This window comes from Jonesia denitrificans DSM 20603 (assembly GCF_000024065.1).
Lineage (GTDB): Bacteria > Actinomycetota > Actinomycetes > Actinomycetales > Cellulomonadaceae > Jonesia > Jonesia denitrificans.
The window spans coordinates 1,409,724-1,433,724 of record NC_013174.1 but is presented as its reverse complement, the minus strand read 5'-3'; the positions used below and the strand labels follow the sequence as shown (position 1 = coordinate 1,433,724).

The following is a 24,001-nucleotide window of genomic DNA, read 5'->3' as shown; positions in this document are numbered from 1 at the left end:
TCATGAGTGACGTTAATACGGCGTGTGGGCCACTCATCGTTGGTTTAGTTGCGGTGGTGGGCCTCGTCATCGGTTCGTTCTTGAATGTGGTGATTTGGCGGGTACCGCGCGGAGAGTCAGTGGCTCATCCACCCAGTGCGTGTCCGTCATGTGGGTCACGCATTCAGTGGTTTGACAACGTACCAGTACTGTCCTGGCTGATCCTTCAAGGACGCTGCCGACACTGTAAAGAACGCATATCACCGAGATATGCGTTAGTCGAAGCTCTCACATCTGTGCTCTTCGCCCTTGTGGCGCTCCGATTCCTCAGTGATAGTGACCCAGTGGGAGAAGTTGGCATTCTTCTGCCACTGTTGTTTCTGACAGCCGTTGGGGTGGCGTTAGCGTTCATCGACCTCGACACTCACAAACTACCGAACAAGATCGTGCTACCTGCATACCCTGTCGTTGCAGTCCTTGTGTGCTTCGCCACGTTGCTCATGGGGTGGGAATGGACCAGTGTCATTCGCGCCGCGCTCGGTGGTCTTATCCTGTACATCCTGTATTTTGTGTTGTGCGTCATCGGTGGGATGGGGTTTGGTGACGTCAAACTCGCTGGGTTGCTTGGCATTTCGTTGGGATGGTTAGGGTGGAGCTACCTCATTGTCGGCGGATTCCTTCCCTTTGTCCTTGGTGGTCTTTACGCGATTGTCCTCCTAGTCCTACGCCGAGTGGGACGGAAATCAGGCATTCCCTTCGGGCCATGGATGATTCTGGGCTGGTACCTGTCACTCTTTGTGACTGAACCACTCTCAGCGTGGTACCTCACGCTCATCTTTGGCACCTAGTCAACCGAGACCTCACGGGCCGTCAAGTTACTTCTTGATCATGCCGATAGATGAATGAACTCACTCGTGCATGTGACTGAGAGGAAAATCGGTGGCGCGAACATCGACAATAGGCTTGGACATCGGGTCAACCGCTGTCCGTGCCGCTCAACTGGAATTTGGTTCTGGAGGGCCTGGATCAACACCTCCAACCTTGAGCGCGTACGCACAACTGCCGTTACCTGCAGGCGTCATGCAGGACGGGGTTGTTGTGGAACCAGACAAGGTTGCATCTGCCGTCAAAGCTCTGTGGCAAGTGGGGAAGTTCTCCGCCCATGACGTGGTGATGGGTGTAGGAAACCAGCACGTCATTGTGCGTGAAGCTGACTTGGCTTGGCAGCCCATGAACGTGTTGAAGAAATCATTGCCGTACCAAGCGCAGGACCTCCTTCCGGTTGCGTCAGGCGATGCGGTCTTCGATTTTGTTCCAACCGGTGAGTTCGAGTCTGAAGAGGGCCGACGGATGTCTGGTCTTCTTGTTGCTGCTATTCGTGACATGGTGTCTGCTAACGTGCGGGCCGCGGAAGCCGGTGGGGTTCGCCCGCTCATGGTTGACCTCAATCCGTTGGCGATCCAACGTGCGCAAACTCAGGGTGAACTTAAAAAATACACTGCAGCTTTTGTTGATGTGGGTGCTCGGATCACCAATGTTGTCATTGCTGAACGTGGGCTACCGCGGTTCGTGCGCGTGTTACCGCATGGAAGCCAGGAGTGTACTGACGCACTCGCGCATACGATGTCGTCAACAGTTGAGGACGCAGAACGTATGAAACGCGAACTGGGCGTCGGGTACCCAACAAATCCAGAACGCCAACCACTCGCCGATGTGATCATGAACGTGACGTCCCAGCTGATCGAGTCCGTCCGTTCTACCTTCGTGTACTACGGAATGAAAAATCTGGGTGCTCCCATTGACGTTGTGGTCCTCACCGGTGGTGGCGCTCTGCTGAATGGTTTTGGTCAGTATCTTTCATCAGCTGTTCGTCTCCCTGTCCAAATGGGAAATCCTTTTGACGGTGTCACTGTCAAAAAGGGTGTCGACCTTGGTCCTATTCGTGGCAACGAACAGGTGGCAACTGTTGCTCTTGGATTAGCATACGGGGACACAAAATGACATCGAAAAAGAAAAAATCAACGGCTACAGCTGACAATGGAGGAGTCCCCCATCAGGCAATGCTGCCTCAGGTGAACCTTCTCCCGGCAGAGTTTGTTGAAAAGCGTGAGCTTGGTGCGCTGAAAAGGAAAATTGGAACTGCCTTTATCGGGTTCTTTGTTGTCCTCGTCTTGTCTTACGTTGCAGTGCATGTAGAAAAAGCGGCTGTAGATCGTCGTTATGATCAAGCACTGGAAGAAACTGCACGCCTCAAAGCTGAAGAAGTTAAGTATGCCGAGGTGCCACGTATTCTTAGCCAGATCACCAAAATTGAATCTGCTCTCAGAGACGGAATGTACCGAGAGATTCTGTGGCGTGACTATCTCGGTGCGATTGCCGCAACCGTTCCTGATGATGGCATTATCCAAACACTTTCTGTGACCGCAGCAACCCCTAACGATCCTGAACCACAGCCTATTGACGAGCTTCAAGGGCCCGGAATCGGACAGTTGACTTTCTCGGTGAACTTGAAAACCATGCCGGATACAGTCGCGTGGATCAACGAGTTGAACGCTATTCCAGGCTTCACTGGCGCGCGGTTTGCGGAGGCTCGCTACTTGCAGTCTCCAGACGGTGACACCACCTATGAGTTCACTGGCACAGTTCGTTTGCTCGAAGACATTTATTCACTGCGTTTTGAACCCGAAGCAACGAAAGAGGTAGACGACGATGCCCTCGACTCGTAAAACCTGGATCGGCGGCGCTATTGTCGTTGCTCTTCTCCTTCTTGTTGCCACGTGGTTTTTGTTGCTGTCACCGGTGCGCGATGGATCGTCCACCGTTCGCGCAGAAGCTGAACAAGTGGAAATGTCGAATGAAACGCTCAATACCCGGGTCACGAAATTGCGCCAGCAGTTCGCGGAGATTGACACCTACCGCGCTGAGTTGGCGGCTCTTGAAGAACGTATTCCGTCAACGGTGGATTACCAGTCTATTGTTGATGAAATCGAACGTTCGGTTGATCGTTCGAACGTGTTTCTCATCTCGATTTCCTCGGCTGGTGGAATCGTTCCGGTGACACCGTTTACTGAGTTGAAACAAGACACCACAACGGCGTCAGACACTGGCGAGAGCACAACTGTGGAAAGTTCCGCGTCGACTTCTTCCGCCCCGCAGACCGTGTCGGGGGCGGAACCCACACGGACTGGTGCGTTGTCCACACAGATCCCAGGTTTCTACCAGATCCCGCTCACGATCACGGTCCAGGGTGACTACGCAGAGATTTTAAAGTTCTCCCAAACACTGCAGGAGGATTCTGACCGTGTCCTTCTCGTTCCGTCGGTCGCAGCTTCAGCACTAACTGAAGCCCCAGAAAGTGATGGGGCACCAAAAGCGGATGTGGGGGACATCAACTATGTCCTCAACGTATTCGCTTATGTCCTGGAATACGATCAAAGCGTGATCCAGGCCGACGAAGAGGTTCCGGAGGAGATTCAAGGAACACTCCCAGCAGCACCGAAGGACAATATTTTTGCCCCGTCACGGTAGCGACGACGGGTTATGTAGTGCACGAGTGTCCTGATGCGGGGGCTGGTTCTTCATCGAAAGAACCAGCCCCCGCATCGTCCGTATCACGGTCAAAAACGGCGCTTTAAGGGGTGAAGTGAGATGATGACGGCATGCTTCGTTGGTTGACGTCAGGTGAGTCTCACGGTCAGGCCCTTGTGGGTGTTATTGAGGGGTTGCCCGCTGGTGTGGAGGTGGTGACCTCCGATATTCAAGATGCACTGGCGCGCCGACGCTTGGGGTATGGGCGTGGCGCCCGCATGAAGTTTGAGAAGGACGAGGTCCGTGTCCTTGCGGGGTTGCGTCATGGTGTGAGTCAGGGCGGCCCCATGGCGATTGAGATCGCCAACACGGAATGGCCAAAGTGGGTGGATGTGATGTCCGCGGACCCTGTGGATCCTTCTCGTTTGCTTCGTGATGCGGGTACAGGTGACGTCCGCGAGATTGCCCGCAACCGTCCCATCACCCGCCCGCGTCCTGGGCACGCCGATTTGGTGGGAATGCGCAAGTACGGGTTCGACGATGCGCGTCCGGTGTTGGAACGGGCGTCTGCGCGGGAAACAGCAACCCGGGTGGCGTTGGGGACGGTGGCTGCAAAGTTCTTGGAGCAAGCGTTGGGTGTCCGGTTGGTGTCCCACGTGGTTGCGATCGGTCCGGTGAGTGTCCCTGATGGTGCGGACCTACCCTCTCCTGACGATGTCGCCACACTTGATGAGAATCCGGTTCGGTGTTTCCACCAGGACACGGCCAAGGCCATGGTTGCGGAGATTGATGACTGCCACAAGGCGGGTGACACCATTGGTGGTGTCGTAGAAGTTCTTGCGTATGGTGTTCCGTCCGGGCTTGGCACGTATATTCAAGGTGATTTGCGGCTTGATGCCCAACTTGCTGCCGCTCTGATGGGGATCCAGGCGATTAAGGGCGTGGAAGTGGGGGATGGTTTCCTGACGGCAACGCGGCGCGGTACTCAGGCGCACGATGAGATCGAACCAGGTGAGCAGGGGGTTCGTCGCCGGACAAACCGGGCCGGGGGGATTGAGGGCGGCATGTCCAATGGTGAGGTGATTCGTGTTCGGGCTGCGATGAAACCCATTTCCACGGTTCCGAAAGCTCTTGCCACGATTGATACGGCAACAGGTGATGTTGCTCCAGCTCAACATCAGCGGTCGGATGTGTGTGCTGTGCCGCCTGCTGCGGTTGTTGCTGAAGCGATGGTGGCACTGACTTTAGCGCGTGCAGCGCTGGATAAGTTTGGTGGGGATTCAGTGGCAGAAACCAGACGGAACGCTCAGGCGTATCTGGACGCAATCCCACCATTTCAACGGTGATGCAGATGGCCTCACACACTGCGCCCCGTGTTGTCCTGACCGGCCCACCCGGAGCTGGTAAATCAACGATCGCGCGTCTCCTTGGCGAGGCGCTGGAACTTCCTGTCCGTGACACGGACACTGATGTGGAAAGTGTCGCAGGGAAAAGCATCACCGACATTTTTGTTGATGACGGTGAACAGCATTTCCGGGAACTTGAGGCGCAGGCGGTTGCTACCGCGCTCCGTGAACACACTGGTGTCTTGGCCCTTGGGGGTGGGGCAATCATGGACCCACAAACACAAGAACTCCTCATGGAGTACACGGTCTCAGGAGGAACAGTGGTGTTCCTTGATGTGTCCTTGGCGGCTGCTGCACCTCGCATCGGTTTCAACCAGGCACGTCCACTCCTGCTGGGTAACCCGCGAGCGCAGTGGAAGAAGTTGATGGATACGCGTAGGCCGTTGTATGAGCGGGTGGCGAATGCGCATGTGGTGACTGATCATCGTACGCCTGGTGAGGTTGCTGGTGACATTGTTTCTTTGGTGAAAGCGAGTGGGTTGTGAGTTCTTCGGTGTCGGGGCGGGTTGAGCGGATTACGGTGTCTGCTGAGCGGAGGTATGACGTGGTTGTTGGGCGTCATTTGTTGGGGGAGCTTCCTGGGTTGTTGGGGAGTTCGGTGCGGAAGGTGTTGTTGGTTCATCCGGGGGCGTTGGAGGCGTCTGCGGAGGCTGTGCGTGAGGATTTGGTTGCGCAGGGCTATGAGGTGTTGCTTGCTGTGATTCCGGAGGCTGAAGAGGCGAAGAGTATTCAGGTTGTTGCGTTTGCGTGGCAGATTTTGGGGCAGTCTGATTTTACGCGTTCGGATGCGATTGTGTCGCTTGGTGGGGGTGCGACGACGGATGTTGCTGGGTTTATTGCGGCGACGTGGTTGCGGGGGATTCAGGTTGTGCATATTCCGACGACGTTGTTGGCGATGGTGGATGCGGCTGTGGGTGGTAAGACGGGGGTGAATACTGCTGAGGGGAAGAACTTGGTGGGTGCTTTTCATTCTCCGTCTGGTGTGTTGTGTGATCTTGCTGCGTTGGAGACGCTTCCGAAGTGGGATTTTCTTGCTGGGCTTGCTGAGGTTGTGAAGACGGGTTTTATTGCGGATCCGGTGATTCTTGATCTTGTTGAGGAGCATGCGGGGGAGCTTGTTGAGTGGCCGGGGTCTGCGGGGAGTGCGGGCTCAGTTGTTCAGGAGTTGGTGGAGCGGTCTGTTGCGGTGAAGGCTCGTGTGGTGTCGCAGGATCTGAAGGAAGCGTCCTTGCGGGAGATTCTTAATTACGGGCATACGTTTGGGCATGCTATTGAGCATGTGGAGCGGTATCAGTGGCGGCATGGGGCTGCTGTGTCTGTGGGGATGGTGTTTGCTGCTGAGTTGGCGCGGTTGGCGGGGCGTTTGGATGATGCAGTGGTGGATCGGATGCGATCTATTTTGGTGTCGCTTGGGTTGCCGGTGAGTTATCGCGGTGATCGGTGGGATCAGCTTTTGGCGGCGATGCGTCGTGATAAGAAGTCTCGTGGCGATCTGTTGCGTTTTGTAGTTCTTGAGGATGTGGGACGTCCGACTCGGTTGGAGGGGCCTGATCCGTTGTTGTTGAGTGCTGCGTATGCTGAGGTGAGTGCTGAGGCTCGTCCGTCGCGCGCGGTTGTGTTGTAGGGGGGTGGCAGTGATTTTTGTGTTGAATGGGCCGAACCTTGGGCGGTTGGGGGTTCGTGAGCCCGATGTGTATGGTGCGTTGTCGCTGAATGATTTGGCGGAGTCGTGCTCGGCGTGGGTGGGGGAGCGTGCTGAGGTGGTGGTGCGGCAGACTGATGATGAAGCTGAGTTGATTGGTTGGCTTCATGAGGCTGTTGATGTTGGTGCGGATGTTGTGTTGAATCCTGCTGCGTTTACTCATTTTTCGTATGCGGTTCGTGATGCTGCGGCGATGGTGACTAAGGGTGGGCTTCGTTTGGTTGAGGTGCATATTTCGAACCCGTATGCGCGTGAGGAGTTTCGTCACTATTCGGTGGTGGGGCCGGTGGCGACGGGGACTGTTGCTGGTTTTGGGTTTGATTCTTATCGTCTTGCGTTGTCTGCTCTGCTTGATTGATGCGTGTTCGGGGTTTTCCTGGAATAGTTGAAAGTCACAGTCTTAGCGTTGACTCTGCGGTGTCAATGTTTTGACATTGACTTCCCCAGGTGGTGTGGGATACTGGCTGTATGTTTGTCCTGACAATCGACCAAGAAAACTCGCGGGTCGTGGGAGATCGTGTCCCGGAGCTTCTTGAGCTTTTTGGTGCGCACCTGAGGGGTAGATGGGCTCCCGTGGTCGAGTTTTCTCGCTCAGTCGGCGACGAAGTGCAGGGGGTTATTGAATCGCCGTGGGCACTGTGGGCGGCAGTGCGGCTCGCTTTGAGGTCTGGCGGGTGGTATGTCGGGATTGGTCTGGGGGTTGTTGATGAGCCACTTCCAGTCAGGTCCTCTGAGGGGTCTGGTGAAGCTTTTATTGCGGCTCGGGACGCTGTGGACGATGCAAAGACGCAGCGGGGAACAATTCCGGTTTCGGTGCGCGGTTTGTCGGGCAAGGGAGCCCAACCAACCAGTGACTCAATGAGTGCTCATGTGGGAGATGTTCAGGCGCTGCTGCGGTTACTCGCGCTTGCTGTGCAGGGGCGGAGCGCAAAAGCGTGGGAAGCGTTGGATTTGCTCACTTACCCTGATGGCTCACCTCGAGGGAGCACTCAAACTGATGCTGCAGCCGAATTGGGGATATCCAAGCAGGCAATGTCCGCGCGGTTGAAAGCTGCACGCTGGGATGAAGAATGGGGAGCGATCCCCTTACTCGTGCGTTTACTCGACAATCTCCGTCCTGATCAGAGATCATAAATCATGCACACGGCGCTCATTATTGCGGGGTTTTTTCTCGCCACCTTCCTTGGCAACTTCGTTGTGCGCGGTGTTCTTGCGTTGGCAGCTCGGCGTGCACAAGACCACGGCGTACCAGCGGGGGACACAGTGTCCGGTGACCCTGCAGATGCTGCTCCCACCTTGCGTGGTGGATTATGGATCGGGATGCTGGAGCGGGGCATTGGCTACCTCTTTATCATTGCCGGGTCCCCTGCCTCTATCGCCATTGTCATTGCCATTAAAGGCCTTGCCCGCTACCCCGAATTTAAAGACTCGTCGGAGACAGCTGAAAAGTTTATTATCGGGACGCTTGCTTCACTCTTGTGGGTCTTGTTCATTGGGGTCACCGTTCAATGGGTCACGACGACCATGTGGTGATGACCCAACACCCTTAGTTGTTCAGCGCTTGCGCCCACTGCTTAGCGAACCACGCCCCGGCATCGTCATGAATGAACTCAGGGTGAGTGAGCACCGGGAACGGGCAGTGTGGCACACCGTCAGCTGGACGCACATCCACGTGCGTCACAGGCCACCCATTGTCATGCAACCACCACGCCATAGCGTAATCTGTTCGAGAATCACCCATGGTCAGCCAGGACGTGGGAACCAAGACGCCGTGGTTGCGTAACAGTTCCACCAGCAACCGTGCGCCCGTGTCTTTCCCCGTCCCTACATGTTCAACATCTGAAGCGATAATCGTGGGATCAAGACGCACCGTGGCGCCCTGGTCTGACAGATCCTCGCGCCCTTCCCACGCAAGCGCATATCCACACCCGCGAATCACCTCAGCTACTCGCAGGTCGAGCTCATGACGCCGCGCACGATACACCTCATCCGAACAGTCGAGACGCTGCTCTAACGACGCCATTGTGAGTTTTGTGTCATCCCAAAAGACAATGTCAGAGAACTCGGTGGCTGCCATGCGCTCGATCGCAGCAAGCAAAGCCGAGTCCAACGCAAGACGTTCATCACTATGGGTCTCACCACCAGAGGCAAGATGGGACCATACGCCCCCTTTTTCCCCAATTCCCCATAACGGTGCATCCTGGCGCAACCCATGCTCACGCAAGACCGGGACAATACGATCACGCAAGAACGCCTCCGAGCGCCCCGTATTCAACGCCACCACGCACCCCGCGTTGGCCAGGGTCACCAGCGCATCGGCCAGCCCGGGGGCGCGTAACGTGCGAGAACTGGGTGAGGAGATCGGTCCATCGACATCCAAGAGGAAACCCGTGTGTAAAGAAACAGCACCCACTAAAGATGCATCAACGTGAGAATGTGGCACGCTATAATGTAACGCACCCTTGTGAGCTCACCACAAAACTGGCTCACACGGGAAGCCAACAGAGCGAAGGTGCACACCCCCAAGGGGTGAACACGCACAGTCGAACCTTGCCAAATCGATAGGAAGTTCTCCACCCGTGGCTACCACCAATGACATCAAAAACGGCAGTGTCCTGCGACTTGACGGCCAACTGTGGGCTGTCCTGGAGTTTCAACACGTGAAACCAGGAAAAGGCGGTGCCTTCGTGCGCACCAAAATCCGCAACATCACGTCAGGCAAACTCGTCGACAAAACCTTCAACGCCGGTATGAAAATCGAAATGGCGATCGTCGACAAGTCCGACATGCAGTACCTTTACCAAGACGGTGAGGACTACGTGTTCATGGACCTCACCACCTACGACCAAATCACCATCCCCGCCGCGACCGTGGGTGACGCAAAGAACTTCCTGTTGGAAAACGGCACCGCAACTGTTGCCACCAATGACGGAACCGTACTTTACATTGAGCTCCCTGCCTCCATCACCACCGTCATTACCTACACCGAACCTGGCCTCCAAGGCGACCGCTCCTCTGCAGGAACAAAATCAGCAACAATCGAAACTGGCTACGAAATCCAAGTGCCCCTGTTCCTCGAACAAGGCACCAAAGTCAAGGTTGACACCCGCGATGGGTCCTACCTTGGGCGAGTGAACGACTGACGTGGCAGCTCGCAGTAAAGCACGCAAACGCGCAGTCAACATTCTCTACGAAGCTGACCAACGCAATCTGAGCGCCGCGCAAGTCCTCGACATTCGACTTGCTGACCCAGGAGTCCCCAGCGCCCTACCCCAGTACGCCGTGGACCTCGTCGAAGGTGTCATCCTGCACCGCGAGCGCATCGATGAAATCCTCGAAACGTACTCCCGCGGGTGGCCGCTACGTCGAATGCCAGCCGTTGACCGCGCCATCTTGCGGTTAGGCACCTGGGAACTGCTCTACAACGACGACGTCCCAGACATTGTTGCCATCGACGAAGCTGTGGACCTCGCACGCGAACTATCCACTGAAGATTCGCCCTCATTCGTCAATGGACTACTCGGGCGCGTCATGGACATCAAACCAGCGCTCTCCGAATAGCAGCGTCACCATTGTGGGCGGTTCGTGGACACCCATGAACCGCCCACAAACACGTCCACACCGCCTGCACGTTCACCCGAACGTAAAGTTACGCACTCGTAGGTTACGGGTGCGTAGGTTAGAATTATGCTGTGACTTTCTCTCGAATCTGGCATGAGCACTACAACCCCACCGTCCCCACCGAGATCACCGTCCCAGACACCGACATCACCGCGGCGCTGGACGACACGATCTCCCGGTTCGGATCACGCACAGCCTTGAACTTCCTCGGTGCGCCCATCACCTATGCCGACCTTGGAACACAGATTTCCCTGGCAGCAGGAATGCTCCGCGACCTCGGCGTGCAACCAGGGGATCGGGTTGCCATTGCCCTGCCCAACTGCACCAGTCACGTCATCGCGTTCTACGCAGTGCTTCGACTAGGGGCAATCGTCGTCGAACACAACCCCTTGTACACCCAACAAGAACTCGTCCACCAACTCAACGACTCAGGCGCCACCGTCGCAATCTTTTGGGAACGCACCGCAGCGATCCTTGGCCAGGCCAGCACCTCAACCTCAGTGTCCACACTCATCACCGTCGATGTAGCACGCGACCTACCGCTCACTAAACGGCTGCTGCTGAACCTTCCCGTCAAAAAAGCCCGCGACACCAAAGCCCAACTCAAAGCCACCCCGCCCGCACACGCGCAACGCTGGGAACAACTCCTCGCATCGGCAACCCCGCTACCCGCCGACCACCCACGTCCTGCCTCCAGTGACCTGGCTGCCTTGCAATACACCGGTGGCACAACCGGCACCCCCAAAGGTGCCATGCTCACCCACGCCAACCTCGTCGCCAACTCCATCCAAGGAGCAGTATGGACCGGAGCCGACGACAACCCAGGCACCGAAACCGTTTACGGAATCCTGCCGTTCTTCCACGCTTTTGGACTCACCCTTTGCCTGACCTACGCGCTGCGCATTGGCGCAACCGTCATGCTCTTCCCCAAATTTGAAGTCAACTCATTCCTCGACGCACAAAAGAAACACCCCGGCACATTCCTGCCCGCAGTCCCGCCCATGCTCGGCCGAATCGTCACCGCAGCCCGTGAGCGCAACGTCGATCTCACATCGTTTCGCTATGCGATTTGTGGGGCGATGCCACTCGATGCGCAGACAGCGGCCGCCTGGGAGGACGCGACAGGTGGGTTGGCTATTGAGGGGTATGGGATGACGGAAACCTCGCCTGTGGCGTTGGGTAATCCGTTGTCTGATCAGCGCAAACCCGGCCATTTAGGGTTGCCGTTTCCATCCACTGATGTGCTCATTGTTGATCAGGAAGATGGGCGCACCCCCGTTCAGTTGGGGGAGCGTGGTGAGTTATTGATCTCTGGGCCGCAGGTGTTTTCTGGGTATTGGGGGAAGCCGCAGGAAACTGAGCAGGTGTTGGTTGATATTGATGGACGCACCTGGATTCGTACCGGTGATGTTGTGGTCATGGATGAGACTGGCTCGGTGAAGGTTGTGGACCGGATCAAGGAAATGATTATCACTGGCGGGTTTAAGGTGTTCCCAAGCCAGGTTGAAGAGTGTGTGCGTCAGATGCCTGAGGTGGAGGATGTCGCTGTTGTTGGCGTTCCTGGCGGTGACATGGGGGAGAAGGTTGTTGCTGCCGTGGTGCTTGCACAGGGCGCTACTGAACTTGATGTGAAGGCTGTTCAGGGGTGGTGTGAGAAGCAGTTGGCGCGGTATGCGCTTCCTCGTGAGGTTATTGTGGTCCCTGAGTTGCCGCGTTCACAGATTGGGAAGGTGCTGCGCCGGGTGGTGCGGGACAACGTCATGGGTGGGTCCGCGGCAGCTGGGTGACAGATTCCCCACGTTTACCGTTTGACGATGCGTTGTTTTGTGAACAGGGCGGCTGGCGGTGGTCGTGGGGTTGTAGGGTGAGTGGTGCAACGCATTCCTTTAAAGGCCGTCCTGTGAGGCGGAGAAGGAGGTGCTGGATGATGTCCGGCGTCGATGCGCATGGTGGTTCTGGGGTGCACCCTGATGGGGTGGAAGTCCTTGGTGAGGCCGACATTGCGCGTGCTTTAACTCGTATTGCCCATGAGATTGTTGAGCGTAACAAAGGTGGCTCCGATCTTGTTGTGATGGGTATTCCAACCCGTGGTGTGGCGTTGGCGCAGCGCCTCGCGCACCGGTTAGCGAGCGTGGACCGTAGTGTTGATCCCCAGCGTGTTCTTGGCACGCTGGATGTGACCATGTATCGCGATGATCTGCATCGTCAACCACCGCGCACTATTGGACGCACACGGGTGCCTGAGGTGGGCCTTGACGGTAAGGTTGTCGTCCTTGTCGATGATGTGTTGTTTTCGGGGCGCACTATTCGTGCGGCGCTTGATGCGTTGCAGGACCTTGGCCGCCCCAAGGCAGTGCAGTTGGCGGCGTTAGTGGATCGTGGGCACCGTGAGTTGCCGATCCGCCCTGATTACGTAGGGAAGAACCTACCTACCTCCCTTAGTGAAAAAGTACGTGTTCATGTGCGCGAACATGATGGTCATGATGGTGTGACGATTGTGGGGCAGGACCAATGAGACATTTACTGTCCACCAAGGACCTTAGCCATGAAGAGGCGGTGTTGCTTCTTGACACCACGGCGGCCATGGCAGCCACCCAGGGCCGTGAAATCAAAAAGCTGCCGACGTTGCGGGGACGCACGGTGGTGAATTTGTTTTTTGAAGATTCCACTCGCACCCGCATTTCGTTTGAGACAGCAGCGAAACGGTTGTCGGCCGATGTGATCAATTTTTCGGCGAAGGGTTCCTCGGTGTCGAAAGGGGAGTCGCTGAAGGACACGGCGTTGACGTTGAAAGCCATGGGGGCCGACGCGGTTGTGGTTCGCCATCATGCGTCAGGCGCCCCGCATTTTTTGGCGCAGCCAGGGCTGCTTGATGTGCCAGTCATTAACGCCGGTGATGGTACCCATCAGCATCCCACCCAGGCGCTTCTTGACGCGTTTACGTTACGCCGTCACCTTGCGAACACCTCAGCCAACCCCGGTCAGGTACCTGGCGTTGATGCAGGAGTGGGACACGACCTCGCGGGGCGAAAAATCGCGATTGTTGGCGATGTGCTTCATTCGCGGGTTGCGCGCGCAAACGTCGCGTTGTTAGCTACGTTAGGCGCTCACGTGACGTTGGTTGCCCCGCCCACTTTGGTGCCCGTGGGGGTCCATACGTGGCCGTGTTCGGTCTCGTATGATTTCACCTCCACGCTCACCCAGTGGCAGCCCGATGCGGTGATGATGCTGCGTGTTCAACGTGAACGGATGAGCGCGGCTGGCGGCGGATTTTTCCCCAGCCCGGCAGAATATTCGCGCCAGTATGGGTTGGATGCTGCCCGGTTACAGATGCTCGCCGATCACGCTATTGTGCTGCACCCAGGCCCGATGAACAGAGGTTTGGAAATCTCTGCCCAGGCTGCAGATTCCCCACGGTCAGTCATTGTCGAACAGGTCGCTAACGGTGTGGCTGCCCGAATGGCTGTGTTGTATTTGCTGCTCGCCTCCGAGCAGACGCCCGCGACCGTATAAAACCCAGGTGAGAAAGCTGGTTGTTGTGACTGAATATGTCATCCGAAATGCTGCCCTCTACGGTGAAGAACGTCGCGATCTGCGTTTGCGTGATGGAGTGATCGCGCAGATTGCCAAGCCGTTTACTCTTGACGCTACCGACGCCACGCAAATCGATGCCTCTGAGCTGATTGCCTTGCCCGGGCTGGTGGACTTGCACACTCACTTGCGTGAGCCTGGGCGTGAAGATGCAGAAACCATCCTGACCGGTACACGTGCCGCGGCTCTGGGCGGGTTCACCTCCGTGTTTGCTATGGCCAACACCACCCCCACCCAGGACACTGCAGGAGTTGTTGAACAAGTAGCCCGAATTGGTCAAGACGCCGGCTGGGTGGATGTTCACCCAGTTGGTGCAGTCTCGGTTGGGCTCGGCGGAACACACCTTGCTGAATTAGGGGCAATGGCCAACTCGGCAGCACAGGTGCGGGTGTTCTCCGATGACGGGAAATGTGTGTCCGACCCGGTGCTGATGCGCCGGGCGTTGGAGTACGTCAAAGCATTTGACGGTGTGATCGCCCAGCACGCGCAAGAACCCCGCCTGACCGAAGGGTCACAGATGAACGAAGGGGTTGTCTCTGCTGATATCGGACTGACCGGTTGGCCGGCAGTGGCTGAGGAATCCATCATCGCCCGTGATGTTCTGCTCGCTGAACACGTCGGTTCACGCTTGCACGTCCTGCACCTGTCTACGGCAGGTTCAGTAGAAATCGTGCGCTGGGCGAAATCCCGTGGCATCAATGTCACCGCAGAAGCAACCCCCCACCATCTTTCGCTGACCGACGAGCGTGCACGCACCTACGACCCCACCTACAAGGTCAACCCGCCACTGCGTACCCAAGCAGATGTGGACGCGGTGCGCCAAGGGCTGGCTGACGGAACCATTGACGTGGTCGGAACTGATCACGCGCCCCACCCAGTAGAAGACAAAGAATGCGAATGGGCAGCCGCTGCCTTTGGGATGACTGGCCTGGAAACAGCGCTGCCTGTCATCCACAAAACAATGGTTCTTACCGGTCTGTTTACCTGGCGTGACGTCGCACGAGTGATGTCACACACACCTGCAATCATCGGTCGCATCCACGAAGGTGACAACCCGCAAGGACGCCCACTTGAAGTTGGCGAACCGGCCAACATCACCTTGTACCACCCCAACGCCCCTGTCACAGTCGATGCCCGCACACAAGCAACCCTGTCCAATAACAGCCCATTCCATGGTGAAGAACTTCCTGGGCGCGTCATTGCCACATTCCTGCGTGGACGAGCCACAGTACTGGACGCCACCGCCCAAGGCGACGACACCGGTCACGCAACTCTCAACGGAGCACACTCATGAACCAGACGCAAGCAGCCCTCGTCATGGTCCTCGGCGCCATCGCAGTGCTCGCACTGATGTGGTGGGGGTGGAAAAACCGACAACAGCGGACCGCGCCTCTAGTCGCCGAACTGCCCACTACCCCCAGTGATCTTGGCAACACAATCTACGGGCCCATCCCCGGGATCTACGTGTCCACAACCACTCACGGTGACTGGCTCAACCGCATCAATGCCCACACCCTAGGGGACCGCTCCACCGTCACGGTGACCGTCCACCAGACGGGCGTCTACCTCGACCGCCCCAGCGCCACAGGTATCTTCATCCCACACCACACCATTACCGGCGCTGCCCTCACCCCCGGCATCGCAGGAAAATTCACTGGAAAAGACGGCATCACCGTCATTTCCTGGACGATTCCCACCCCACAAGGTGACGCCGTCGAACTCGACACCGGAATCCGCACCACCCACAAAAAAGACAAAACCCCACTCATTGACGCGATCACCACACTGCAGGGTCAAGCAAAGGAGTCGCAATGACCTCACCACTGATTGACGCCCCCACCACCCCCGGCGCAGCAGTCCTCGTTCTCGAAGATGGGCGAACCTTCACCGGGCGCGCCTACGGGGCAACAGGAACCACACTGGGTGAGGTTGTCTTCAACACCGGCATGACCGGGTATCAAGAAACCCTCACGGACCCCTCCTACTACCAACAAATCGTCGTCATGACCGCACCCCACATTGGGAACACCGGTGTCAACGACGAAGACCCAGAGTCCGTGCGCATCTGGGTCGCCGGATTCGTCGTCCGTGACGCTGCACGCACACCGTCCAACTGGCGATCCCAACGTGCCCTCGACGAGGAACTCGCCACCCAAAACATCGTGTCTATCTCCGGAATAGACACCCGCGCACTGACCCGCCATCTGCGCGAACGCGGCACCATGCGTGCCGGAATCTTCTCCGGTGACGCACTCACCCACGACGGGTTCCCCCGTCGCATCACCTCCATGGTGGAACAAGTACGCCAAGCACCAACCATGAAGGGCGCCAACCTCGCCCACCTGGTCTCCACGCAACAGGCCTACACGGTAGAACCTGCAGGACAATTCGCTGGTCACACTCCGCTTGCCACAGTCGTCGCCGTTGACCTGGGAATCAAATCGATGACCTCACAACGCCTGTCTGAACGAGGCATCAAAGTCCACGTCATTCCCGCGAACTCAACCATCGCCGACATCGAGTCCTACAACCCCGATGGAGTGTTCTTCTCCAACGGGCCAGGTGACCCCGAAGCCTCCACCCATGAAGTTGACCTCCTCCGCGAAGTCCTCGACCGTAAAATCCCCTACTTTGGGATCTGCTTCGGGAACCAAATCCTTGGCCGTGCCCTGGGGTTTGGCACCTACAAACTGCCCTACGGGCACCGCGGAATCAACCAACCTGTCAAAGACCTCATCACCGGGAAAGTTGAGATCACCTCACAAAACCACGGGTTCGCTGTCGACGCACCTATCGGGGAAGAAACCATCGCCCCCCACGCCAACGGACGGTACGGAAAGGTCGTTGTCTCCCATATCGGCCTCAACGACAACGTTGTTGAAGGCCTAGAATGCCGCGACATCCCCGCTTTTTCTGTGCAGTACCACCCTGAAGCAGCGGCAGGCCCACACGACGCCGCCTACCTATTTGACCGCTTCGTCACGCTCCTGACATCAGGGGCAACCACCGCCACTGGCCTCTCACGCGCCGAGCGTGTTGCGACGAAAGAGAGCTGACACTTCCATGCCACGCAGAACAGACATCACCTCCGTCCTCGTCATCGGATCAGGGCCCATCGTCATTGGACAAGCCTGCGAATTTGACTACTCCGGAACCCAAGCCTGCCGCGTCCTCAAAGAGGAAGGCCTCCGCGTCATCCTGGTGAACTCCAACCCCGCCACCATCATGACGGACCCCGAGTTCGCTGACGCTACCTACATCGAACCCATCACCACAGACGTCCTTCGCTCAATCATCGCCAAAGAGCGCCCCGACGCGATCCTGCCCACCCTTGGCGGGCAAACCGCGCTCAACGCAGCTATCGCCCTGGACGAAGCCGGGATCCTCGAGGAATTCAACGTCGAACTCATTGGCGCCAACATTGCCGCCATCCAACGTGGCGAAGACCGAGAAGAATTCAAAAAAGTTGTTGACACCTGCGGGGGAGAATCCGCACGCTCTGCAATCGTCCACTCACTGAACGAAGCCAAAGCTGCCGCAGAAGAACTGGGCTACCCCGTTGTGGTTCGCCCCTCCTTCACCATGGGCGGACTCGGCTCAGGGATCGCCTACACCGAACAAGACCTTGAACGCATCGCTGGAGCGGGGCTGCACTACTCGCCCACAACAGAAGTTCTCCTCGAAGAATCCATCCTTGGATGGAAAGAATACGAACTCGAACTCATGCGCGACAAAAACGACAACGTCGCCGTGATCTGCTCGATCGAAAACGTTGACCCAGTCGGTGTGCACACCGGTGACTCAATCACTGTCGCCCCTGCACTGACCCTCACTGACCGCGAATACCAAAAACTGCGCGACATCGGGATCGCCGTGATCCGCGAAGTTGGCGTTGACACCGGAGGGTGCAACATCCAATTCGCTGTTGACCCCGACACCGGACGGATCATTGTGATCGAAATGAACCCCCGCGTGTCACGCTCTTCAGCGTTGGCATCTAAAGCCACCGGGTACCCGATCGCAAAAATTGCCGCGAAAGTCGCCATTGGGTACACCCTCGATGAAATCACCAACGACATCACTGGCACCACATCAGCGGCATTCGAACCCACCATCGACTACGTGGTTGTGAAAGTTCCCCGCTTCGCATTCGAAAAATTCCCCGCCGCGGACGACACCCTCACCACCACCATGAAATCGGTGGGCGAAGCGATGGCCTTGGGCCGAAACTTCACCGAAGCACTAGGCAAAGCCCTGCGGTCCATCGACAAATCAGGGACCAACTTCCACTGGGAAGGTGAACCAGCCAGCGGTGAAGAACTTGCCGGACTCCTGGCTGACATCACCCGCCCAACCGACCAACGCATCGTCAAGGTCCAGCAAGCTCTGCGTGCGGGAGCAACCATCGAACAAGTCTTTGACGCCACAAAAATTGACCCCTGGTTCCTCGACCAAATCCAACTGATGAACGAGGTAGCACACCGGGTCGCCACTGCACCTGCACTCACCCGTGACCTGCTATGGGAAGCTAAACGACACGGGCTGTCCGACGCACACATCGCCACACTGCAACGCGTCAAAGGCTCACGTGTCTCCGCAGAAACAGCGGTACGAGAAGTGCGCCGTGCGCTAGGTGTACGCCCGGTATACAAAACGGTCGACACCTGCGCCGCAGAGTTTCCCGCGCAAACCCCCTACCACTACTCAACCTACGAAGAAGAAACCGAAGTTGCTCCCCGCGAGCGCGAAGCAGTCATCATCTTAGGGTCGGGGCCCAACCGAATTGGGCAGGGGATTGAGTTTGATTACTCGTGTGTGCATGCGGCGTTAGCGTTGAAGGGCGAGTATGAGACGATCATGGTTAACTGCAACCCGGAAACAGTGTCGACTGACTATGACACGGCAGACCGGTTGTATTTTGAGCCGTTGACGTTTGAAGATGTGCTGGAAATTTATGAGGCTGAGCTGGCTGCAGGTCCTGTGAAGGGCATGATTGTGCAGTTGGGTGGGCAAACGCCGTTGTCGTTGGCTGCACGGTTAGCGGAGGCGGGGATCCCGATTTTGGGGACGTCACCGGCAGCGATTGATGCGGCTGAAGATCGAAGCGAGTTTGGGCGGGTTCTGACTGAAGCGAACTTGCCGGCGCCGGCTTATGGTACGGCGACTACTCTTGGGCAGGCGCAGGAGATTGCTGAGCGCATTGGGTACCCGGTGCTTGTGCGGCCATCGTATGTGTTGGGTGGTCGTGGGATGGAGATTGTGTACTCCCATGGGCAGTTAGCTGATTATGTGCAGCGTGCATTGGGGGAAGCTGCGTTGTCGGGTGGCCCGTTGGCACCGATTTTGATTGACCGGTTCCTTGACGATGCGATGGAAATTGACGTTGACGTGCTGTTCGATGGTGTGGACATGTATGTGGGCGGCATTATGGAGCACATTGAGGAGGCAGGGATTCACTCGGGGGACTCGGCGTGTGTGTTGCCGCCCGTGTCGTTGTCTGACGCCGAGATTGACCGGATTGTTGCCTCCACTCGGGCGCTTGCGCAGGGGATTGGGGTGCACGGGTTGATGAATGTGCAGTTCGCGTTGGCTTCGGGTGTGTTGTATGTGTTGGAAGCAAACCCTCGTGCGTCGCGTACGGTTCCGTTTGTTGCCAAGGCCACGGGTGTTCCGTTGGCGAAAGCTGCAGCGTTGGTCATGGCAGGCCAGAGCATCGCGTCGTTGCGCGCACAGGGGGTGTTGCCGGCTCACGGTGATGGTGCGCACCTGTCTATTGATGCGCCCATTGCGGTGAAGGAAGCGGTCCTTCCCTTTAAACGTTTCCGTACGGAATCAGGTCAAGCCGTTGACACAGTCCTTGGCCCTGAGATGCGTTCCACTGGTGAGGTTATGGGGTTTGATATGGACTTCCCCACGGCGTTTGCCAAGTCACAGGCTGCCGCTTTTGGTGGGTTGCCAACCTCGGGGCGGATGTTCGTGTCAGTGGCAGACCGGGACAAGCGTCAGATTGTGTTCCCGATCAAACGGGTCGCGGAGCTTGGATTTGAGATTCTTGCTACTGCAGGGACAGCGAAGGTGTTACGGCGTGCAGGGATTGCGGCAACCGAGGTGCGCAAACACTCGCAAGGCCCAGGTGAAGATGGAGAACCAACGATTGTGGATCTCATCACCCGTGGTGAAATCGATATTGTGTTTAACAGCCCTTCTGGTCAGGGTGCCCGCGCGGATGGGTATGAGATTCGTGCGGCTGTGACAGCTGCTGACAAGCCCATTATTACCACGGTGCAGCAGTTGTCTGCGGCGGTGCAGGCCATTGAAGCCATTAAGAGCGGTCCCTTCACCGTGACATCTATTCAGGAGCACGCTGGTGCGACGCTTGGTGGCATGAAGTGAGTGACACATCGGCAGTTCTTCCCTTTGGACAGCGATTGGCTGCTGCTATGGCGGAACGAGGCCCGGTGTGTGTGGGTATTGACCCTCACCCGCAACTCCTTGAGGCGTGGGGCTTACCTGACTCACCTGGTGGTGTGCGGGCAATGACCGATGCGGTGGTGGCCGGTGTGGCCGGTCACGTTGCCGCGGTGAAACCGCAGGCCGCGCTCTTTGAACGGTTTGGTTCCCAGGGCGTGGCGGAGTTGGAGTATGCGATTGCGGCGTGCCGCTCGGCCGGGGTGTTGTGCATTGTTGACGCGAAACGTGGTGACATTGGGTCCACCATGCAGGGCTATGCGGACGCGTTCCTTAAGGAGGGGTCACCGTTAGCGGGGGATGCGGTGACGTTGTCTCCGTATTTGGGGTTCGGATCGCTGCAACCAGCTATTGATGTGGCAGTGGAAAACAACCGCGGGGTGTTTGTGCTGTGTCTCACCTCCAACCCTGAAGGTGCGAGCGTGCAACACGCTGTGCGGGAAGGGGTCAGTGTGGCCGCAGATATTGCACGTCACGCGTCGCAGATCAATGCTCAAGCCCTGGGTGGGGTTCCCCAAAGCGGGGACATCGGTCCAGTGGGGTTGGTTGTTGGGGCCACAATTGGGCGGGCTGTCTCACAGACCGGAACAGATCTTCGTGCAGTTCACGGCGCGTTCCTTGCACCAGGAGTAGGAGCCCAAGGCGCCGGCCCAGCAGAACTTGCGACCGTGTTTCACGGCACACTGCCCAACGTTCTTGCCTCCACTTCTCGCGGAATTCTGCGGAAAGGACCGGAGGTAGACGCAATAACCGAGGCTGCGAAGCAGGCCGTGGAAGAAAGCCGAACCGCTCTTGGGCGCCCGGCGCACTAGACCCGAACTGGGAAAACGACCGGCTGATTTTTTACACAACACAGACGTTGATCCGACAAGATGTCGTGTTCCCGCGTTACCGTTGGCTCAAGGATGTACACCCGGTTCGTGTTGCCGAGTGTCTCCGCCACCAGTAGGTTCGCAAGTACACGCGAAATCGAATGAGGAAGGTGACTACGTTGCCACTACCAGAACTCACGCCGGAACAACGGCAGGCAGCACTTGAGAAGGCTGCTGAAGCCCGCCGTGTCCGCGCAGACGTCAAAGCTCGGCTCAAGTCTTCCCAAACATCACTGTCCAAGGTGATCGAAGAGGGCGACAAAGACGAAGCGATCGGTAAACTCAAGGTTGTGTCGCTCCTTGAAGCGCTCCCCGGAGTTGGTAAAGTCAAGGCTCGCGCGATCATGGCAGAAGTAGGAATCGCTGAGTCCCGTCGGGTTCGAGGGTTGGGCCCCCACCAGACATCAGCGCTGGTTGAAAGGTTCGGATAACAATTTCCGCTGTCACCCCTTCACAAGGACACACCGCACCCCGCCGCCTGACCGTCATGGCAGGCCCCACAGCTGTCGGGAAGGGGACGGTGTCAGCAGACATCCGACAACGGTACCCGGAGGTGTGGCTCTCAGTTTCAGTGACGACACGAGAGCCACGCCCCGGTGAGATTGACGCAGTAAACTACCACTTCGTCGGTCCTGACCGTTTCGCCGAGATGGTTGCAGGGGGTGAACTCCTCGAATGGGCAGTGGTCCATGGTCGTCATAGTTACGGTACCCCGCGCGCCCAGGTTGAAGAACAACTGCTTAAAGACGTTCCCGCGCTGCTAGAAATAGACCTCCAAGGTGCCCGGCAAGTAAAAGCGTCCATGCCAGATGCCCAATTCATTTTTCTTGCCCCACCCAGTTGGGACGAACTTGTCCGGCGATTGACCGGACGTGGAACCGAGTCAGCTGAAGAACAACAACGCCGGCTCGCCACAGCGAAAGTTGAGTTGGCCTCCCAGCACGAATTCGACCACGTTGTCATCAACGACGACGTTCACCGAGCAACCGATGAGATCATCAGCCTCATGGGACTCACCCCACGACCCGTCACACAGTAACCAGCCTTACTTGTGTGACCCGTTCCCCACGCCACCACGGTGTGCTCCTCAGCTTGGGCGTATACAATGACCAAGACGGTACCTCGCACATCCAGTTCACGGAGATTTATTTTGTCAGGAACAATCGCTCAGCCCATCGGGATCACCAACCCTCCCATCGATGATCTCCTGGGAAAGGTTGACTCAAAATACGCGCTGGTCATCTACTCAGCGAAGCGAGCACGCCAAATCAACGCCTACTACTCACAACTGAGCGAAGGCCTCCTGGAGTTCGTTGGTCCCCTCGTCGAGACCGAAAATCAAGAAAAGCCACTGTCCATTGCCATGCGTGAAATCAACCAGGGCCTGTTGACTCTCGAAGCAACAGAAGACCCCGACGCATAACATGACACCACCAACAAAACTCCGCACCATCACCCACGGTGCGGAGTTTTGCTGTTCCCTCCCACCTGTGCACACTCAAGTCAAGCCACTAAGGGCAACACCATGAACATCGTTGTTGGCGTGGGCGCGGGCATCGCCGCGTACAAAGTGGCACACGTTGTGCGCCTCTTCACCGAACAAGGACACCACGTCCGTGTTGTCCCCACCCCCGGGTCTTTACACTTTGTTGGGCAAGCGACCTGGGAAGCCCTCAGCGGACAGCCCGCCACCACCAGCGTGTTCGACCATGTGCCCGATGTTGACCACATCCACATTGGGCAACACGCAGACCTTATTGTCATCGCACCAGCAACCGCAGACCTCATCTCTCGTCTTGCGACCGGCCGAGCCGATGACCTCCTCACTGCCACGGCCCTTGTCACCACCGCACCAGTTGTGCTCGCACCAGCCATGCACACAGAAATGTGGCAACACCCCGCAACGCAACACAACGTTAAGACCCTCAAAAAACGCGGCGTGACCGTACTTGACCCAGCCACAGGCCGTCTCACCGGAAAAGACACCGGCCCAGGACGCCTGCCTGAACCACCAGAAATCGTCACCCGCGCGCTGGCAGCACATGCCGCATCGACAAGCACCGCCCACCAAGACCTCACCGGCCGTACCGTCCTGGTCACCGCAGGCGGCACCCGCGAACCCATCGACCCTGTGCGGTTCCTCGGCAACCGCAGTTCAGGGCGTCAAGGTGTCGCCATCGCTGCCGCCGCCCACCGCCGCGGTGCAACAGTGACCCTCATCGGCGCGCACCTTACGGTTCCCACCCCGCCGGGAATTGACCTCATCCCTGTCACCACCGCCGAGCAGATGCACACCGCTGTCCTTGCCCACGCACCGTCCAGCGACATCATCATCATGGCAGCAGCCGTCGCCGACTACCGACCCATTCACGTGTTGCCCACCAAAGCGAAAAAGGACGGAACCGGGCTCACCCACATCGAACTCACCGCAAACCCAGACATCCTCGCCGACATTGCCACCAACAGGCGACGCGCCGGCCAACTCATCGTTGGGTTCGCCGCCGAAACCGGGGACGACACCGGATCCGTCATCGAGCACGGCATCGCCAAAGCACAACGAAAAGGTGCTGACCTCCTCGCCATCAACGAAGTAGGCACCCACACCGGGTTCGGCGATGTGCCCAACACCATCACCCTGGTCACCAACACAGGGCAGGTCCTTGACAGCATCAGCGGCACAAAAGACGACGTTGCCAACCACATCCTCAATACCGTTGTGCACCTTCTGAGCACCGATGGTGACGTCCCCACCAGCAACAGCCCGCACACCCCAGTGTGATGTGTGCCTGACCTTTCTGGACACCCACTAACACGCCCCCGCGAAGAAAGTACCC

Annotated in this window: 25 protein-coding genes; 24 read left to right on the top strand and 1 reads right to left on the bottom strand. The window is 57.5% G+C overall.

Annotation, left to right across the window (positions count from 1 at the left end; genetic code table 11):
* The first annotated feature begins 2 nt into the window (after window positions 1-2).
* The 10 genes from JDEN_RS06750 to JDEN_RS06705 all read left to right on the top strand — a co-directional run bounded on the left by JDEN_RS06750 (window position 3) and on the right by JDEN_RS06705 (window position 8,148).
* Window positions 3-827: a prepilin peptidase gene (locus JDEN_RS06750; RefSeq protein WP_015771624.1), complete on the top strand. Its 825-nt coding sequence runs from the start codon at window positions 3-5 to the stop codon at window positions 825-827.
* A 91-nt stretch (window positions 828-918) separates the two neighbouring features.
* Complete coding sequence (gene pilM, locus JDEN_RS06745) at window positions 919-1,980, top strand: type IV pilus assembly protein PilM (protein ID WP_015771623.1); 1,062 nt, start codon at window positions 919-921, stop codon at window positions 1,978-1,980.
* Window positions 1,977-2,705, top strand: coding sequence for a hypothetical protein (locus JDEN_RS06740; RefSeq protein WP_015771622.1), 729 nt, complete (start codon window positions 1,977-1,979; stop codon window positions 2,703-2,705). The genes pilM and JDEN_RS06740 overlap by 4 nt, the downstream gene beginning before the upstream one ends.
* Complete coding sequence (locus JDEN_RS06735) at window positions 2,689-3,507, top strand: hypothetical protein (RefSeq protein WP_015771621.1); 819 nt, start codon at window positions 2,689-2,691, stop codon at window positions 3,505-3,507. The genes JDEN_RS06740 and JDEN_RS06735 overlap by 17 nt, the downstream gene beginning before the upstream one ends.
* Window positions 3,508-3,638: 131 nt before the next feature.
* Entirely contained in the window at window positions 3,639-4,853 is a 1,215-nt protein-coding gene (aroC, locus tag JDEN_RS06730; protein WP_015771620.1) for a chorismate synthase, read from the top strand.
* A complete protein-coding gene (locus JDEN_RS06725; protein WP_015771619.1) occupies window positions 4,853-5,398 on the top strand; it encodes a shikimate kinase in 546 nt (181 codons plus the stop codon). The genes aroC and JDEN_RS06725 overlap by 1 nt, the downstream gene beginning before the upstream one ends.
* On the top strand, window positions 5,395-6,537 hold the full coding sequence (aroB, locus tag JDEN_RS06720; protein ID WP_015771618.1) for a 3-dehydroquinate synthase: 1,143 nt from the start codon (window positions 5,395-5,397) through the stop codon (window positions 6,535-6,537). The genes JDEN_RS06725 and aroB overlap by 4 nt, the downstream gene beginning before the upstream one ends.
* A 10-nt stretch (window positions 6,538-6,547) precedes the next feature.
* Window positions 6,548-6,973 carry a type II 3-dehydroquinate dehydratase gene (locus tag JDEN_RS06715; protein WP_015771617.1) on the top strand — a complete coding sequence of 142 codons (426 nt, stop codon included), beginning with the start codon at window positions 6,548-6,550 and terminating at the stop codon, window positions 6,971-6,973.
* A gap of 110 nt (window positions 6,974-7,083) precedes the next feature.
* The gene (locus tag JDEN_RS06710) at window positions 7,084-7,749 is read left to right on the top strand and encodes a hypothetical protein (protein ID WP_015771616.1); all 666 of its coding nucleotides are present in this window, start codon (window positions 7,084-7,086) and stop codon (window positions 7,747-7,749) included.
* Window positions 7,750-7,752: 3 nt separating this feature from the next.
* On the top strand, window positions 7,753-8,148 hold the full coding sequence (locus JDEN_RS06705) for a hypothetical protein (protein WP_015771615.1): 396 nt from the start codon (window positions 7,753-7,755) through the stop codon (window positions 8,146-8,148).
* Between the two features lie 13 nt (window positions 8,149-8,161).
* On the opposite strand, the gene JDEN_RS06700 is transcribed toward JDEN_RS06705, so the two are convergent.
* Complete coding sequence (locus tag JDEN_RS06700; protein WP_049754445.1) at window positions 8,162-9,058, bottom strand: hypothetical protein; 897 nt, start codon at window positions 9,056-9,058, stop codon at window positions 8,162-8,164.
* A 136-nt stretch (window positions 9,059-9,194) separates the two neighbouring features.
* Here JDEN_RS06700 and efp point away from each other — a divergent pair, with 136 nt between their 5' ends.
* From efp to coaBC, 14 genes are all read left to right on the top strand, one after another.
* On the top strand, window positions 9,195-9,758 hold the full coding sequence (gene efp / locus JDEN_RS06695; RefSeq protein ID WP_015771613.1) for an elongation factor P: 564 nt from the start codon (window positions 9,195-9,197) through the stop codon (window positions 9,756-9,758).
* A 1-nt stretch (window position 9,759) separates the two neighbouring features.
* Window positions 9,760-10,176, top strand: coding sequence for a transcription antitermination factor NusB (nusB, locus tag JDEN_RS06690; RefSeq protein ID WP_015771612.1), 417 nt, complete (start codon window positions 9,760-9,762; stop codon window positions 10,174-10,176).
* 131 nt (window positions 10,177-10,307) lie between these two features.
* Window positions 10,308-12,023, top strand: coding sequence for an AMP-binding protein (locus JDEN_RS06685; protein ID WP_015771611.1), 1,716 nt, complete (start codon window positions 10,308-10,310; stop codon window positions 12,021-12,023).
* A 140-nt stretch (window positions 12,024-12,163) separates the two neighbouring features.
* The gene (gene pyrR / locus JDEN_RS06680) at window positions 12,164-12,751 is read left to right on the top strand and encodes a bifunctional pyr operon transcriptional regulator/uracil phosphoribosyltransferase PyrR (protein ID WP_015771610.1); all 588 of its coding nucleotides are present in this window, start codon (window positions 12,164-12,166) and stop codon (window positions 12,749-12,751) included.
* Entirely contained in the window at window positions 12,748-13,749 is a 1,002-nt protein-coding gene (locus tag JDEN_RS06675) for an aspartate carbamoyltransferase catalytic subunit (protein ID WP_015771609.1), read from the top strand. The genes pyrR and JDEN_RS06675 overlap by 4 nt, the downstream gene beginning before the upstream one ends.
* A 25-nt stretch (window positions 13,750-13,774) precedes the next feature.
* Window positions 13,775-15,121: a dihydroorotase gene (locus JDEN_RS06670; RefSeq protein ID WP_041287848.1), complete on the top strand. Its 1,347-nt coding sequence runs from the start codon at window positions 13,775-13,777 to the stop codon at window positions 15,119-15,121.
* On the top strand, window positions 15,118-15,642 hold the full coding sequence (locus JDEN_RS06665; protein WP_015771607.1) for a PH-like domain-containing protein: 525 nt from the start codon (window positions 15,118-15,120) through the stop codon (window positions 15,640-15,642). Before JDEN_RS06670 ends, JDEN_RS06665 begins: the two co-directional genes overlap by 4 nt.
* Window positions 15,639-16,883 carry a glutamine-hydrolyzing carbamoyl-phosphate synthase small subunit gene (gene carA / locus JDEN_RS06660; RefSeq protein WP_015771606.1) on the top strand — a complete coding sequence of 415 codons (1,245 nt, stop codon included), beginning with the start codon at window positions 15,639-15,641 and terminating at the stop codon, window positions 16,881-16,883. Before JDEN_RS06665 ends, carA begins: the two co-directional genes overlap by 4 nt.
* 7 nt (window positions 16,884-16,890) lie before the next feature.
* Window positions 16,891-20,220 carry a carbamoyl-phosphate synthase large subunit gene (carB, locus tag JDEN_RS06655; protein WP_015771605.1) on the top strand — a complete coding sequence of 1,110 codons (3,330 nt, stop codon included), beginning with the start codon at window positions 16,891-16,893 and terminating at the stop codon, window positions 20,218-20,220.
* The gene (gene pyrF, locus JDEN_RS06650; RefSeq protein ID WP_015771604.1) at window positions 20,217-21,107 is read left to right on the top strand and encodes an orotidine-5'-phosphate decarboxylase; all 891 of its coding nucleotides are present in this window, start codon (window positions 20,217-20,219) and stop codon (window positions 21,105-21,107) included. The genes carB and pyrF overlap by 4 nt, the downstream gene beginning before the upstream one ends.
* A gap of 179 nt (window positions 21,108-21,286) precedes the next feature.
* Window positions 21,287-21,598 (top strand): integration host factor, actinobacterial type, encoded by a 312-nt coding sequence (gene mihF, locus JDEN_RS06645; protein WP_041288293.1) that lies wholly within the window; start codon window positions 21,287-21,289, stop codon window positions 21,596-21,598.
* Window positions 21,595-22,206: a guanylate kinase gene (gene gmk, locus JDEN_RS06640; protein WP_407928332.1), complete on the top strand. Its 612-nt coding sequence runs from the start codon at window positions 21,595-21,597 to the stop codon at window positions 22,204-22,206. Before mihF ends, gmk begins: the two co-directional genes overlap by 4 nt.
* 111 nt (window positions 22,207-22,317) lie before the next feature.
* Window positions 22,318-22,590, top strand: coding sequence for a DNA-directed RNA polymerase subunit omega (gene rpoZ, locus JDEN_RS06635; RefSeq protein ID WP_015771601.1), 273 nt, complete (start codon window positions 22,318-22,320; stop codon window positions 22,588-22,590).
* A 102-nt stretch (window positions 22,591-22,692) separates the two neighbouring features.
* Window positions 22,693-23,946: a bifunctional phosphopantothenoylcysteine decarboxylase/phosphopantothenate--cysteine ligase CoaBC gene (gene coaBC, locus JDEN_RS06630; RefSeq protein WP_015771600.1), complete on the top strand. Its 1,254-nt coding sequence runs from the start codon at window positions 22,693-22,695 to the stop codon at window positions 23,944-23,946.
* Window positions 23,947-24,001 lie beyond the last annotated feature (55 nt).

Coding starts and splice junctions, on each gene's coding strand:
- JDEN_RS06750 (WP_015771624.1), top strand. CDS start 3: ATGAGTGACGTTAATACGGCGTGTGGGCCACTCATCGTTGGTTTAGTT.
- JDEN_RS06740 (WP_015771622.1), top strand. CDS start 1,977: ATGACATCGAAAAAGAAAAAATCAACGGCTACAGCTGACAATGGAGGA.
- JDEN_RS06735 (WP_015771621.1), top strand. CDS start 2,689: ATGCCCTCGACTCGTAAAACCTGGATCGGCGGCGCTATTGTCGTTGCT.
- aroC (WP_015771620.1), top strand. CDS start 3,639: ATGCTTCGTTGGTTGACGTCAGGTGAGTCTCACGGTCAGGCCCTTGTG.
- JDEN_RS06725 (WP_015771619.1), top strand. CDS start 4,853: ATGCAGATGGCCTCACACACTGCGCCCCGTGTTGTCCTGACCGGCCCA.
- JDEN_RS06710 (WP_015771616.1), top strand. CDS start 7,084: ATGTTTGTCCTGACAATCGACCAAGAAAACTCGCGGGTCGTGGGAGAT.
- JDEN_RS06705 (WP_015771615.1), top strand. CDS start 7,753: ATGCACACGGCGCTCATTATTGCGGGGTTTTTTCTCGCCACCTTCCTT.
- pyrR (WP_015771610.1), top strand. CDS start 12,164: ATGTCCGGCGTCGATGCGCATGGTGGTTCTGGGGTGCACCCTGATGGG.
- JDEN_RS06675 (WP_015771609.1), top strand. CDS start 12,748: ATGAGACATTTACTGTCCACCAAGGACCTTAGCCATGAAGAGGCGGTG.
- JDEN_RS06665 (WP_015771607.1), top strand. CDS start 15,118: ATGAACCAGACGCAAGCAGCCCTCGTCATGGTCCTCGGCGCCATCGCA.
- carA (WP_015771606.1), top strand. CDS start 15,639: ATGACCTCACCACTGATTGACGCCCCCACCACCCCCGGCGCAGCAGTC.
- carB (WP_015771605.1), top strand. CDS start 16,891: ATGCCACGCAGAACAGACATCACCTCCGTCCTCGTCATCGGATCAGGG.
- coaBC (WP_015771600.1), top strand. CDS start 22,693: ATGAACATCGTTGTTGGCGTGGGCGCGGGCATCGCCGCGTACAAAGTG.